Source organism: Lacticaseibacillus paracasei subsp. paracasei (genome assembly GCF_000829035.1).
GTDB classification, from domain to species: domain Bacteria; phylum Bacillota; class Bacilli; order Lactobacillales; family Lactobacillaceae; genus Lacticaseibacillus; species Lacticaseibacillus paracasei.
This window is the reverse complement of record NZ_AP012541.1, coordinates 2,621,274-2,635,409: the sequence shown is the minus strand read 5'-3', so window position 1 is coordinate 2,635,409 and position 14,136 is coordinate 2,621,274. Positions and strand designations below refer to the sequence as shown.

9 protein-coding genes and 2 pseudogenes are annotated in these 14,136 nt (G+C 47.5%); all 11 read left to right on the top strand.

All coding sequences use genetic code 11. The features are described 5' to 3' along the window. The first annotated feature begins 4 nt into the window (after positions 1 to 4). On the top strand, positions 5 to 3,529 hold the full coding sequence (mfd, locus tag LBPC_RS12940; RefSeq protein ID WP_003662708.1) for a transcription-repair coupling factor: 3,525 nt from the start codon (positions 5 to 7) through the stop codon (positions 3,527 to 3,529). Positions 3,530 to 3,649: 120 nt separating this feature from the next. After that, the gene (locus LBPC_RS12935) at positions 3,650 to 5,227 is read left to right on the top strand and encodes a putative polysaccharide biosynthesis protein (RefSeq protein ID WP_003662709.1); all 1,578 of its coding nucleotides are present in this window, start codon (positions 3,650 to 3,652) and stop codon (positions 5,225 to 5,227) included. A gap of 3 nt (positions 5,228 to 5,230) precedes the next feature. Next, positions 5,231 to 5,494 carry an RNA-binding S4 domain-containing protein gene (locus tag LBPC_RS12930; RefSeq protein WP_003567635.1) on the top strand — a complete coding sequence of 88 codons (264 nt, stop codon included), beginning with the start codon at positions 5,231 to 5,233 and terminating at the stop codon, positions 5,492 to 5,494. A 99-nt stretch (positions 5,495 to 5,593) separates the two neighbouring features. Beyond that, positions 5,594 to 5,995, top strand: a complete 402-nt coding sequence (locus LBPC_RS12925; protein ID WP_003567632.1) for an FtsB family cell division protein — start codon at positions 5,594 to 5,596, stop codon at positions 5,993 to 5,995. Between the two features lie 231 nt (positions 5,996 to 6,226). Continuing rightward, complete coding sequence (locus tag LBPC_RS12920; protein ID WP_003567630.1) at positions 6,227 to 6,712, top strand: S1 domain-containing RNA-binding protein; 486 nt, start codon at positions 6,227 to 6,229, stop codon at positions 6,710 to 6,712. A 77-nt stretch (positions 6,713 to 6,789) separates the two neighbouring features. Then, a complete protein-coding gene (tilS, locus tag LBPC_RS12915) occupies positions 6,790 to 8,100 on the top strand; it encodes a tRNA lysidine(34) synthetase TilS (protein WP_003606035.1) in 1,311 nt (436 codons plus the stop codon). After that, complete coding sequence (gene hpt / locus LBPC_RS12910; protein ID WP_003567626.1) at positions 8,097 to 8,642, top strand: hypoxanthine phosphoribosyltransferase; 546 nt, start codon at positions 8,097 to 8,099, stop codon at positions 8,640 to 8,642. The genes tilS and hpt overlap by 4 nt, the downstream gene beginning before the upstream one ends. 61 nt (positions 8,643 to 8,703) lie before the next feature. Next, a complete protein-coding gene (gene ftsH / locus LBPC_RS12905) occupies positions 8,704 to 10,851 on the top strand; it encodes an ATP-dependent zinc metalloprotease FtsH (RefSeq protein WP_003662715.1) in 2,148 nt (715 codons plus the stop codon). Positions 10,852 to 11,279: 428 nt separating this feature from the next. Then, positions 11,280 to 11,915 (top strand): annotated as a pseudogene (locus tag LBPC_RS12900) (L-type lectin family protein); the annotation flags it as partial. Between the two features lie 111 nt (positions 11,916 to 12,026). Next, entirely contained in the window at positions 12,027 to 12,947 is a 921-nt protein-coding gene (locus LBPC_RS12895) for an IS30 family transposase (protein WP_003574021.1), read from the top strand. A 22-nt stretch (positions 12,948 to 12,969) separates the two neighbouring features. Then, positions 12,970 to 14,133 (top strand): annotated as a pseudogene (locus tag LBPC_RS12890) (WxL domain-containing protein); the annotation flags it as partial. Positions 14,134 to 14,136: the final 3 nt, after the last annotated feature.

The window sequence follows — 14,136 nt, the reverse complement described above, 5'->3', positions numbered from 1 at the left end:
CGCGATGAATTTGATCGACATGGTGCAGGCAGATCCAGCATTGTCGGCATTATGGCCGAAGCTGAAAACGGGTCGCCATTTGGTGACAGGACTGTCGGGCTCAGCCAAGACGGTCTTTTTTGGCGCGCTATTGCAACAGCGACCGCAGCAGATTCTAATTGTTGAAAACAATCGCTTTCATGCCGATGAATTAGCTGCTGATTTAAGCAGTTTGCTCGGAGATGCAGTGGTTTACGATTTTCCAGTTGAGGATGTGTTGGCAGCTGAAGTCGCGGTTAGTTCGCCAGAGACGCGTAACGATCGTATTAATGCTTTGACGTTTATTCAAAGCGGCAAACCTGGAATCATCGTAACCAGTCTGGCCGGTTATAAGCGGCTTTTGCCGTCACCAGCCGATTGGGCAGCTAGTGAATTGGCCATTGATATGACTTCCGAGCTTGATCCGCAAACCGTTGCCAAACAGCTGGTCGCCATGGGCTATCGACGTGATTCGTTAGTCAGCGCGCCGGGACAGTTTGCCATTCGCGGCGGCATCATTGACGTCTATCCGTTGAATCAAGACGATCCGATTCGAATTGAATTGTTCGATACTGAAATCGATTCCATCCGCAGCTTTGACATTGCCACCCAACGTAGTCTGCAAAAACTTCAGCAGATCACGATTGCGCCGGCAACCGATATGGTGGCGACTGATCAGGTTTTGGCCGCTGCTGGCGAGCGCATTACCAAGCAAGCTAATGCCTACAAGGCAAAAGTGAAAAATGCCGCCGCTAAGCAGGCCGTTACAGATGGTTTATTGACGACTGGCCAGCAGCTATCGGCACACGAGCGTCCTGAAAATCTAGCTTTATATGCGGCCGAACTATACCCAGAGCAGCAACGCATCAGTGACTATTTGCAACCAGATGCACTGGTAGCATTCGATGATTACAGTCGTTTGCTAGATAGCGATACAACCTTGGTGCAGGATACGGCAGAATGGTACTCACAGTTGCAAGAAGAAGGCCGGCTGCTACCTAACACGCCGAACCTGACGATTCAGGAACTTGCACAGCAAGATAAGCGCCCGCGGCTTTACCTTAGCCTTTTTCAAAAAGGCATGGGGCAGTTGCGACTTGACAGCTTGACCAATATTCCCAGCCGTAACGTGCAGCAATTTTTCAGTCAGATGCCGTTACTCAAAACAGAAACCGATCGCTGGGTAAAGCAGCAGCAAACCGTGGTGTTCTTGATCACAGATAAAAATCGGCTGGAAAAGCTGAGCGAAACGTTGTCAGATTTTGAGATTAGCAATGTCATGACAGCCCCGACTAAGCTGTTGCCAAGCCAGGTGCAATTGACAGAAGGCAGCCTGAAAAATGGCTTCGAGCTGCCTGACTTGAAATTAGTCGTTGTGACCGAGCACGAGTTATTCAATGCTCGCCAACGTCGTCACGCACGGCACCAAACACTGGCGAATACAGAGCGATTGCGAAGCTATAACGAGCTCAAGCCTGGTGACTACGTGGTGCATGTTAATCACGGGATCGGTCAATACACCGGGATGGAGACATTAGAAGTTGACGGTGTGCATCGTGATTACATTACGATTGTTTACCGAAACAACGATAAGCTGTTTATTCCAGTTGACCAACTGAATCTAGTCCAAAAATACGTTTCAGCAGATGGCAAAACGCCAAGCGTCAATAAACTTGGTGGTGCTGAGTGGCAGAAAACCAAACGCAAAGTAGCTGCCCGAATTGAAGATATCGCTGACGAATTAATTGATTTATATGCCAAGCGTGAAGCGGAAAAAGGGTTTGCATTTGGGCCGGATGATGACCTGCAGCACAAGTTCGAAGCGGAATTTCCTTATCCTGAGACACCGGACCAGTTGCGGTCAGCCAAAGAAATTAAGCATGATATGGAAAAGCCGAAGCCAATGGATCGCTTATTGGTTGGCGATGTTGGTTTTGGCAAAACCGAAGTCGCGTTGCGTGCAGCTTTCAAGGCAATCGATTATGGCAAACAGGCAGCCATTTTGGTGCCGACAACGATTTTAGCCCAGCAACACTTTGACACGATGAAAGAACGGTTTGCGGACTTTCCAATCAAAGTCGGGTTGTTGTCACGATTCCAGACACCGCATCAGAACAAGGAAACGATCAAAGGACTTAAGAACGGCACCATTGATATTGTCGTTGGCACCCATCGGCTGTTGTCTAAAGATGTCGCTTTTCGGGATTTGGGATTGCTGGTCATTGATGAGGAACAGCGCTTTGGCGTTAAGCATAAGGAACGGATCAAACAACTCAAGAGTAATGTCGATGTGCTCACGCTGACGGCGACTCCGATTCCAAGAACGTTGAACATGTCCATGCTAGGCGTGCGTGATTTGAGTGTCATTGAAACGCCGCCAACGAATCGCTATCCGATTCAAACCTTTGTCATGGAACAAAATCCAGGCGTGATTCGCGAAGCCATTGAACGGGAAATGGAACGCGGCGGTCAAGTCTTTTACCTGCATAACCGGGTGGAAGATATGGAACGTACCGTGAGTCAACTGGAGGAACTGGTGCCAGATGCAAGTGTCGGATATGCGCATGGTCAGATGACTGAGACGCAGTTGGAGAACGTCATTTATGACTTTTTGCACGGTGCTTACGATGTGCTGGTGACCACAACCATTATTGAAACTGGCGTGGACATGCCCAATGCCAATACTTTAATCATCGAGAATGCCGATCATTACGGCCTGTCACAACTTTATCAATTGCGCGGCCGAATTGGGCGGTCAAGTCGAGTCGCTTATGCGTACTTTATGTATCAGCCGATGAAGGTGCTCAATGAAGTTGCTGAAAAGCGGCTTCAGGCGATTAAAGACTTTACGGAATTGGGTAGCGGCTTCAAAATTGCGATGCGTGATCTATCGATTCGCGGAGCTGGCAACCTACTTGGCAAGCAGCAACATGGCTTCATCGATTCGGTGGGCTATGATCTTTACACCCAGATGCTGCAAGAAGCTGTTAACAAACGGCGCGGTATTAAATCGGCTGAGAAAACGGATGCTGAAATTGATCTGGGTCTGGAAGCATACCTGCCAACTGATTATGTGGCCGATTCCCGTCAGAAGATCGAGTTGTATAAACGCATTCGAGAAGCAGATAGCGATGAAGCCGAAACTGAGATCAGCGAAGATCTGATTGATCGTTTTGGTGACTATCCGCAACCGGTGACCAATTTATTGGCGATTGCGCATCTCAAGCGGTTTGCTGACTTGGCTTGGGTCAATCACGTAACGAAGGCGGGGCAAAAGTTGACGGTTGTGTTGTCACCGCAAGCAACTGCTAAAGCACAAGGCGAGCCGATTTTCAAAGCGTTAAGTGCGACAACATTGAAAGCGCAGGTCGCGATCACGGATGGCAAGCTGACAGTTACGTTAGCATTGCCAAAAGATATGAAGACTGCGACTTGGCTTGATCAATTGACCGGCTTTTTGCAGGGATTACTGACTGTTGTCAATCCGCAACCGGAAAAGAAATCGGCATAGTTGCTGTGAAAAGTAGGGGCATTCATTGTTTTTGACCCAACTTGGCTGTGATGACATGCCAATGATCAATCAGCTCAAGCAGACTTCGGTGTCAGTGGATATAGTGATAGGAGGGCTCCCATGCACAACCAAGAAATGAAGCACTTGATGCGCGGCGCGTGGATTTTGAGCCTGAGCTCACTAATCGCCAAAATACTCAGTGCCGTTTATCGGGTACCGTTCCAAAACATGGTAGGTGACACCGGCTTCTATGCCTATCAACAGATTTACCCGATTTACGGATTAGGCATGACATTCGCTTTGTCCGGGTTCCCGGTTTATATTTCTAAACTAGTTGCTGAAGCGGATAGCGATGAGGCCAAGCTAACAGTCGCGCACCAAAGCCGCGTGATTTTAACATGGATCTCGTGGGCATTGTTTTTAGGCCTGCAAATCTTTGGTGGCGTGATCGCGCAATCCATGGCAGATCCGGAATTGCTGCCGTTGATTCAAACGGTGGCTTTCATGTTCTTGACGATGCCGTTGCTGGCCACAGGCCGCGGTTATTTTCAAGGCACTTTTGATATGGCTAAAACAGCCACTAGTCAGGTTGTTGAGCAAGTCGTGCGTGTTGCCGTGATTCTGCTAGCAGCTTGGTGGTTTTTGCAATATCATTGGAGCGTTTATCAGATGGGTGCTGTGGCAATGACCGGTGCATTCTTCGGCGGCGCGGTGGCTGCATTGACGTTATGGCGGCCATATCGGCAAGTGTTTGGTCAGCAGCACTTTCGTTTTCCGGGGATGCAGGCTTATGTACGTCTCATTAGCCGGTTTGTCCGTGAAGGCGGGGCGATCACACTTTACGCAGCTTTGTTGATTTTGTTGCAGCTGATTGATAGCTTTACGGTTACAAAAGGGCTCACAGCTTCAGGTATCGCCATGGTGACTGCGAAAAGTCTTAAAGGGGTTTATGACCGGGCACAGCCTTTAGTGCAATTGGGCCTTGTAGTAGCGGCATCCTTGTCGACAACGCTTTTACCGAGTCTGACTCAGGCGCGCCAAGCCCGCCAGCGCCGTCAGTTTATTCGCAGCGGTGCCGAATTGGTGCATTTTAATTTAGCATTCGCATTGGCGGCGACAGCTGGCTTGATTGTTTTGATGCCGGCTATTGATTTGCTGCTGTTTGGAGACACAGCCGGGACATTTGCGCTGCAACTATATGCGGTTGCTATTGTTGTTGTCGCCATGATCAATGCCTATAATGCTATTTTGCAAAGTCTTGATCAGTATGCCGGCATTAGCGTCGCGCTGTTGCTAGGCATATTGCTTAAAGCCGTCATCAACCAGCCGCTTGTCGTGAAGTTCGGTACTGCCGGGGCAAGTGGTGCAACGATTCTCTCACTGGGCTTGATCCTTTGCTTGATTTATTATGCAGTTCCTGAGACGATCAAAGGTGCTAGTGCCATCCGTCTGTTCGTCCCTAAGTTAATCATCGTGACCGGTATCATGGCCGCGGCAGTCTACGCTGCTGTCGGTTGGATTCCGTTAAGCTCCCGGATGGTGGCAGCGGGTGTGACAGTCGTTGGGGTATTACTTGGGGTCATCATTTTCTTAGCCGCAGGGACTTGGCTTAAAATGCTAACGCTGCGAGAAATGCTCGATTTGCCAGGCGGTAAACTATATATGAAGTTCTTACAACGGATAAAGCGAGGTAATTAAGTTATGCGATTAGATAAGTTTTTAAAAGTCTCTCGAATTATTAAGCGGCGCACAGTTGCCAAAGAAATTGCCGATAAAGGGCGAATTATGATCAATGATAAACCAGCTAAGTCAAGCTCTGATGTTCGTGTGGGGGATACGTTAGTGATTAACTTTGGCAACAAGACGCTTACTGTCCGAGCGGATGATTTGGTTGAAACCACCAAGAAAAATGACGCAGCGGGGATGTACACGGTTTTGAAAGAGGATTATAAAGAAACATTTTAATACGTATTTATTGGCTCGCAGCCCTCGGGATTTGTTATACTTGATTTATTGATTTACGGATGTAAGTAAATGGCTGGTGAAAAACGAAGGTGCGGTCAAATGGCAAAGAACAATATCAGTCAATTGAATAATGCGTATACGCGCGAGCACGAACAAAAGCACAAGCGTACGCCCAATCCACGGGCGCACGCCGTACATATGAAGCGGATTCGGAATCTGTTGATCGTGATTGTCGCCATTTTGGGGTTCGGCGGGCTTAGTTTAGTTCGAACTCAAATGGCGTTAGGAGAGACAAACCACGCCGTCCAAAAAGCGAAGGGCAGTTTGACAAAATTAAAAGCCAACAAGTCAGCCCTCAAGGTTCAGGTCGACCAACTGCACAATGATGACTACACGGCTAAGCTGATTCGCGAAAAATATCTCTATTCAAAGCAAGGCGAGATTATTTTTAACTTGCCTGATAAGGTCAACAAGGTTCCGGATTTGAATGTGAATCAGTGATTTGGACAGCTAAATAGAAAGGCTAGGCTCTGGACGCTGTTGTATCTAAAACGCGCTCACAGACCCAAAAACCTGCACATAAGGACCTCAAGCCTAAATGGCTAAAGCCCAACTATTTAGGCTTGAGGCCACTTATGTTCCGGTTTCTAACCGGGCCTGTTCGCGCTCTTGCGTCGGTTTTCTGCCGTGCTATACTAATAGGTACATTTAACTAGGAGGACTTCTTTTTTTATGGCAGTTGAAGTTGGTACGAAAGTGACTGGTAAGGTCACCGGGATCACAAAATTCGGTGCTTTTGTCGAATTAGGCGATGGCAAGACCGGATTGGTACATATCAGCGAGGTCTCTGATGCTTATGTCAAAGATATTCATGATGTGCTGCATGTTGGCGAACCGGTGACGGTGAAAGTACTTTCGATCCAAGATGGTAAGATTGGCCTGTCTATCCGGAAAGCGGTCGATAAACCGCAGCAAAGTGAACACGAAAATAGTCATCGGGAGAGTCATCATACACCATCTGCGCGGCCAAGCGGCAATCGCTATCAAGGCGGTGCGCGTAGTGGCGGCGGCAATCATTTTGGACACAAAGCACAACCATCCAAAGATGATTTTGATGCGATGATGTCAGGATATTTGAAGGAAAGCGAAGATCGATTAAGCGTTCTTCGCCGCAATACCGAGGGTAAACGCGGCGGCCGTGGTGGTCGCCGCAGTTAAAAATCGGGTCTGGAACAAAGCACATTTTGTTCTAGGCCCATTTTCTTGGTTTCTGCAGGATTGCGTGGAGGATGCCCATGAGCCCGAAACTTTTTCAACGATTTGGCTTTGCACCGCATACTCGTGTGCTCGTGGCGGTTTCTGGCGGCGTGGATTCGATGGTGTTGTTGAACCTGGCTGTCAAAGCAGCTGACTTAGATGTGGTGGTGGCAACCTTCGATCATCGCCTGCGACCAGAGAGTCAGCAGGAACAAGCCTTTGTTGTCGCCGCTGCCCAACAATTGCAGGTGCCAGTGGTGACTGGACAATGGCGGCGATCTGATGGGCAGCCAACCAGTGAAGCGGCCGCTCGGCAAGCACGCTATGCCTTCTTAGCCGCGACTGCCGCTGAGCAGCATGCTGAGGTTGTCATGACAGCTCATCATGCGGATGATCAACTTGAAACAATTTTGTTTCGGCTGGCGCGCTCTGGCGATCCGGCCGCGTTAATCGGTATTCGCGCTGATCGAACTTGGCATGGACGCCGGTTAGTGCGGCCATTATTGCCTTACAGCAAGGCGATGATTCGCTCCTATGCTGATCAGCACAACGTTAGGTTTTGCGAAGATTCCAGCAATGCTGATCCGCATTACGCAAGAAATCAGTTGCGTCATCAGGTCATTCCTGCATTCAAAAAACAAAACACGCAATTACTGGCGCATATTCAAACATTCACGATGGAGCAGACTGGCCTATTAGCGTTGGCTGAAGCACAACTGGCTGAGTGGCTTCAACGCCTGCAGGTTGATGACGCAACGGTTAATTGGCGTGTCGCATCACCGCAGCCGGAAGCTGTTCAGCGTCTGCTATTAAAAAAAATACTGCAGCAATGGCAACCCAACGTTGATCGCCAGCTACTTTCGCCAGTTCTAGCGAGTCTAAGCGGGACAAAAGAGCGGCGGTTTGATCTGGGCGGCGGGATTTCAATTGCTGTCCAGAGTGAACAAATTGTTCGCTTAACGCGGCAGGCGCCAGTTAAACCGGTCACATTCACTAAGCTTGATCAGCAACATCGTACCACTCGTGGCATTTTCAGCCTGCAGACAAGCGTTGCTGCTGACAAAGGCACGCCGGTCAGAGTGAAACTGCCAATTACTTTGCGCACAAGGCAAGCTGGCGATGTTGTGCAATTACCCAATGGCGTGATTCAGAAACTGCGGCGTTTTTTGATTAACACAAAAATTCCAGCCTATCAGCGCGATCAATTATTGGTTTTAGCTCGGGGTCATCAAGTGTTTTGGGTTGAAGGTCAGCCTTTAGAACGATTGTCGGCCATAGATCAAACTGATATACTCCATGTTGTACTGGTGCAATCACCAGATGTTGACAAAAGTGAGGATAAATCATGAGTTCCGATATTTTGAAGGTGTTGTATTCTCAAGACGACATCCATGCCATCACGGCACGACTTGGCGCTGAGCTCAAGCACGATTATGCAGGGAAAAACCCCTTAGTGGTGTGCATTTTAAAAGGTGCCATCATGTTTATGACAGATCTTGTTCGTGAGATCGATGATTACATGGAACTCGACTTTATGGACGTTTCCAGCTACGGGGATGCGACCGAGTCTAGCGGTGAAGTCAAGATTATCAAGGACCTTGACGCCAGCGTGAAGGATCGGGACATCTTGATTGTAGAGGATATTGTTGATACCGGCCGGACTTTAAAATATCTGACCGACATTTTCAAAACGCGTCATGCGAAGTCGGTTCGTATTTGTGCGTTGATGGATAAGCCAGAAGGTCGCGTCGTTGATGTGCACGCCGATTACGTTGGGACAACTGTTCCTAACGAATTTGTGGTCGGTTATGGCTTAGATTATGCTGAACGTTATCGAAACCTGCCTTATATCGGTGTATTAAAACCGGAAATCTACGCAGCAAAATCCTGATCTGAATGTTGTGTTTGTGGTAGTATATAAGGTACTAATCGAATGTTGCCGGAGGTTCTAAATGAAGAAAAAACAAAACGGCCTGTTCAGTAGCACATTAACGTATATCATTATTTTTGTGCTATTGGTCACCGGTTTTGCGTATTATATGCGCGATAATGGGACAACATCGTCCCAAGAGATTGAAACCAGCACGTTCTTGTCGGAGTTGAAAAAAGACAACGTCAAGAGTTATTCACTCCAGCCATCTGGCGGAGTCTATAAGGTCAGTGGGGAATACAAGAAGGCACAGAAGTCTTCTAGTTCAAATAACTCGCTGAGTCTGTTTGGTAGTCAGAGCACCAAAGTCACGAAGTTCTCGACATATATTCCGACGAACGATGCGACTTTGAGCCAGATCCAAAAGGCAACCAGCGCTAACAATGTTAAAACCGACACGCAGGAAGAATCACAATCCGGCGTCTGGTTTAGCTTGCTGATTACGGTTGTGCCGATTGTGATCATGATGGTCTTCTTCTACATGATGATGAATCAGGCTGGCCAAGGCGGTGGTTCCGGTCGGGTGATGAGCTTTGGCAAATCACGGGCGAAGCAGGCAGATAAAAATGCCAACAAAGTTCGCTTCTCCGATGTGGCTGGTGCTGAAGAAGAGAAACAGGAACTGGTTGAAGTGGTTGAATTCCTGAAGGATCCGCGGAAATTCTCGGCATTAGGTGCTCGAATTCCAGCCGGGGTGCTTTTGGAAGGCCCTCCTGGTACTGGTAAAACCTTGCTTGCCAAAGCGGTTGCTGGTGAAGCTGGTGTGCCGTTCTTCTCAATTTCAGGTTCAGATTTCGTTGAAATGTTCGTTGGTGTCGGGGCTTCTCGTGTGCGTGATCTGTTTGATCAGGCTAAAAAGGCTGCTCCTTCCATCATCTTCATTGATGAAATTGATGCTGTCGGCCGCCAGCGTGGTGCCGGTATGGGCGGCGGTCACGATGAACGTGAGCAGACTTTGAACCAGTTACTGGTTGAAATGGACGGGTTTACCGGTAATGAAGGGGTTATCGTCATTGCCGCTACTAACCGTTCTGATGTGCTTGATCCTGCTTTGCTGCGTCCAGGTCGTTTTGATCGGAAGATTTTAGTTGGCCGACCGGATGTTAAGGGTCGTGAAGCCATCTTGAAAGTGCATGCGAAGAACAAGCCGCTTGCACCAAGTGTTGATCTTAAGGAAGTCGCTCGTCAGACGCCTGGTTTTGTCGGGGCTGATTTGGAAAACTTACTGAATGAAGCTGCCTTAGTCGCGGCCCGACGAAGTAAGAAGGCAATTGACGCCTCAGACGTGGACGAAGCCGAAGATCGGGTCATTGCTGGCCCAGCGAAGCGCGACCGCGTCATTAATCCGAAAGAACGGAATATGGTGGCGTTCCACGAAGCCGGACATGCCATTGTTGGTTTGGTCCTGAGCGATTCGCGGACAGTTCGAAAAGTCACGATCATTCCTCGTGGACGCGCTGGCGGTTATGCGATCATGCTGCCAAAGGATGATCAATTCCTGCTTACCAAGAAGGAATTGACAGAACAAATCGTTGGCCTCTTAGGTGGACGAACAGCTGAGGAAATTATCTTTGGCGTTGAGTCTACTGGGGCATCCAATGACTTTGAACAGGCAACTCAAATTGCCCGCAGTATGGTGACGCAGTATGGGATGTCCGATCGTCTCGGCACGGTTCAGCTTGAAACTGAAGGCCAACCGTTCCTGGGTGCACAATATGGTCAGACACCACCTTATTCTGAAACGACGGCTACAGCCATTGATGATGAAATTCGTCGCATTATCGACGATGCCCATAAACAGGCTCACGAAATCATTGAGGCCCACCGTGAACAGCATAAGTTGATTGCGGAAGCACTGCTTAAATACGAAACCTTGAATGAAAAGGAAATCCTCAGCTTGTTCAACGATGGCAAAATGCCTGCTCGTGACCAAGATGAATTTCCAAGTGAAAAGGCCGCTACTTTCGAGCAATCCAAAGCAGCCCTTGAACACAAAGATAAAGAAAAGCAAGCAGATGAAGAAGCCAGTGGTAAAACTGATTCACCACAATCTGGTGATCAACAAGCCAGTGGCGACGATACTGATTCTGATGAGGTTGAAAAGCCAGACGATACTTCGACTGACAATTCATCTTCAAACAACGATGATCAGCAGGGTCCGCAAGCTTAGATTTGCATGAATAGCCAAAGTCCTCCTTAGCAGAAATGCTGAGGAGGACTTTTTTGCGTTTTGCACAGGATGAATATTCTGGTGCTGCGTTTGCTACCGACTTGTCAGTTAATGATGCTGTCATGAGAATGTAAGTCGACGCACAGCATTAATTTTAAAAAGATGCTTTTTTAAATTGATATAGACCATTATATAACGCTGTATCATATTTTAGAAAGAAAAAATATCATATTTTAATAAATGTTTGCCTAATACTTGGTTCTTGACAAGTGAATGTAAACGTGATAAAGCGCTGTCGTGCCAACTTTACACTAATTTTATATTAAAATATTTGTTGTTTTTTAAACGTCCTGCTGTTATGGTTAATTATAAGGTGTTATTCAATTAGAAATAAAATAATTAGTTAGGCTGGTTAGGGGGTTACTCGGGTGAAACGCCTTTCAAAGTTACTTTTTGTATTAATGATCTCTATTTTGACATTAAGTCTTTTTCCAGTGCAAACAATATATAGTGCTGCTGATGGGTTTCCAGTAGCACCACCGGCGTCAACGTTGAAGGCCAGTGACTATTTTGTTAAAAGTAAGGCGGATCCTAGCAATTTTCCGAATGTCTCCACCTTTAGTACGGCTTATCCGCAGGCACTCATTGTTACAGGTAGTCGAGAGACGAAGAGTTGGCAAATTGGCGGTATGTGGTCTAAGTCAAAGATTGATTTGAATAGTGCATTTACATACGAAACAGCTCATTATTTTGGGCCTGCTGGTGATGACGCTGCTGACGGAATGGCTTTTGTACTTCAAAATGATCCATTGGGAGCTGGCGCATACGGTTCTCCAGCCGGCGGTCTTGGTGCGTATCCTTGGTCGACAGATGGTAAAGGGAACTTGATCAGCCATTATATTCGTAACGCTCTCGCTGTTGAAATGGATAGTTGGTGGAATGGGAGTAATGTCTATGATGATCAGTTTGATCTTGATTATCCCAAGACCGAGAATGTAGGTCATCTTGGCGTCGTCCGTCCTGGGAATACGCCGCTAACCACCAAAACTTCCAGACAGGTTGGACCCTAGATTGCATAATTAAAGTTACCACCCAGAAAATGTGAAAAAAGACCTGTCCGTTCTTGCTAAAATGGTGTTTGCATAACATACCATCTAGAGAGAAGGACAGGTCCCATGGCCATTATAACCTTAATTGAACGATCTCAGATAGAACTGATGCAACACCACACGATTCAATACATCGCCGCGACCTTAGGCCGCTCTCGTATTTCTATTAGGCATGAGCTTCACCGTTGCCCTGAAGGTGATTACTGCGCCATTATAGCTCAGGATCATGCCGATACTTGTCGGCATCGTTGTGGTCGGCACTCGATTTTAACGCCTAAGTTGAAGCGGATGGTAACTGAGAAGCTAAACCTAGGTTGGTCCCCTGAAATGGTCGGTTATGCCGTTCACTGTGCGCCACACACGATTTACCACTGGATTTATCAAAGACAAGTCGATTTTCAGCCAAGCCAACTCTTTGATCACGGTAAACGTCATAAAAGAAGACAAGACCTTCGGTCGCGCTATAACCAAGCAGTAGGCACCTCAATTGAGATTCGCAGTGAGTCAGCTAATCGGCGAACCGAAAAAGGACATTTAGAGATGGATACAGTTCGCGGTGGTCGCGGGTCAAAGGCTGCTGTTTTGACCATTGTCGATCGGGTGACACGTTTAATGGCGACAACTAAGCTTGAAAACTTATCACAAAATGCTGTTCTCAAGGGATTTGCAAGACTGATGGTGGACTTTCCGGGTCCGGTTCGATCAGTGACGGTTGATCACGGTAAAGAGTTTTCCTGCGATCAGGCGCTTACAAAGCGCTATCGGATACCGGTTTACTTTTGCCACGCCTATCACCCGAATGAACGGGGCACAAATGAACGGTTCAATCGAGAACTTCGCTACTATTTCCCGAAGGGAACACAGTTTGATCAGGTTTCAGAGACCGATATTCAACAAGCCACAGCGCTTATCAATAACAAACCTAGAAAATGTCTCCGTTGGCAAACCCCAGTTCAAGCAGTGAGCAAGCCTCTTTCTAGGTGGTAACTTTATTATTGCAATCTAGGCTGGCAGTATCAAGGATCAGCTTGATCCGAATACCACTTATACAGATGGCTCTTTACAGATTGCAGATGCTGACACGAATAACGAGTTTGTGACCGTTGATGACACGAGTTTCAAGGCGAATGGCACCATTGACTTTCCTTATACAATCCCGAATGGTCAAGGCTTCAGAGTTCGTTTTAAAGCCAAAATTGATCGAAAAGATACTGCCGAAACGATTCCCAACAAAGCTAGTGTGGGAACCTTATTCTCGAATCAGACGACCATACATTTACCGGCGACGACAGGCAAGGTTATTTTCCGCTATGTTGATCGGGCGAGTGACATGGCAAAGCCAACTGAGATCGCACCCGAAGTGACAGTGAGTGGTGATGTCGGCAAACACGTATCGGAAATTAACGCAGATCCGATTCGGCCAAAAGCCATTGATGGTTATACAGTGGTCGATCAGGCAACCTCCAGTGACCTCACGAGTGCGACTTTTGATCAAGCCAGCGTGGTCGATCCAGTGATCAGTAAAGACGATTTGGTGGTGACTTATCGCTATGAAAAACAAATGCTGAAGCTAACCGTGGATCCAACGCTTGATTTTGGTCAATTTGACAATAAGTCGGTTGACCGAACCTATTACATTGGGGAAAACCAAAGCACGACTAAGCAACCATTGCCTTTTGGCGTCACAGTTGAAGATTACTATGGCACAAAAGGTTGGCAACTCAGTGTGCAACAGGACGGTCAATTTAAGTCAACTCCGAAACCAAACAGTCAAGATCCCAACTTACAGGTTGCTCAAACTTTGACCGATGCGACGCTGCATCTGATGAATCCTAAACTGAAACGAACAGATGCAACTTCAAATCCAACTTGGGCGCAGGAAGACACGATGGATTATCAAGCACCTGATGATTTTTCCTTGAATCCGACAGCCACCAGTCCAACTGTTTTAGCACAAGTTAAAAAGAGCGGTCACTATCGCAATGATGCCAGCACTGATAAAGATCCGACCGGGACGTTGTATGACAATAGCGGATATGGCACATGGCGGATTAACTTTGGTGACAACGATAGCGGCGCGACAAGTGTTGGGTTACATGTGCCAGCAAGCACACCACGGTATCAGACCCGCTATCATACGACGCTCACTTGGAATTTGTCGCTTTTACCATAGGAG

Excerpts from the sequence above, each read along its gene's own strand:
- mfd (WP_003662708.1), top strand. The coding sequence starts at position 5 with ATGAATTTGATCGACATGGTGCAGGCAGATCCAGCATTGTCGGCATTA.
- LBPC_RS12935 (WP_003662709.1), top strand. The coding sequence starts at position 3,650 with ATGCACAACCAAGAAATGAAGCACTTGATGCGCGGCGCGTGGATTTTG.
- LBPC_RS12930 (WP_003567635.1), top strand. The coding sequence starts at position 5,231 with ATGCGATTAGATAAGTTTTTAAAAGTCTCTCGAATTATTAAGCGGCGC.
- LBPC_RS12925 (WP_003567632.1), top strand. The coding sequence starts at position 5,594 with ATGGCAAAGAACAATATCAGTCAATTGAATAATGCGTATACGCGCGAG.
- LBPC_RS12920 (WP_003567630.1), top strand. The coding sequence starts at position 6,227 with ATGGCAGTTGAAGTTGGTACGAAAGTGACTGGTAAGGTCACCGGGATC.
- tilS (WP_003606035.1), top strand. The coding sequence starts at position 6,790 with ATGAGCCCGAAACTTTTTCAACGATTTGGCTTTGCACCGCATACTCGT.
- hpt (WP_003567626.1), top strand. The coding sequence starts at position 8,097 with ATGAGTTCCGATATTTTGAAGGTGTTGTATTCTCAAGACGACATCCAT.
- ftsH (WP_003662715.1), top strand. The coding sequence starts at position 8,704 with ATGAAGAAAAAACAAAACGGCCTGTTCAGTAGCACATTAACGTATATC.
- LBPC_RS12895 (WP_003574021.1), top strand. The coding sequence starts at position 12,027 with ATGGCCATTATAACCTTAATTGAACGATCTCAGATAGAACTGATGCAA.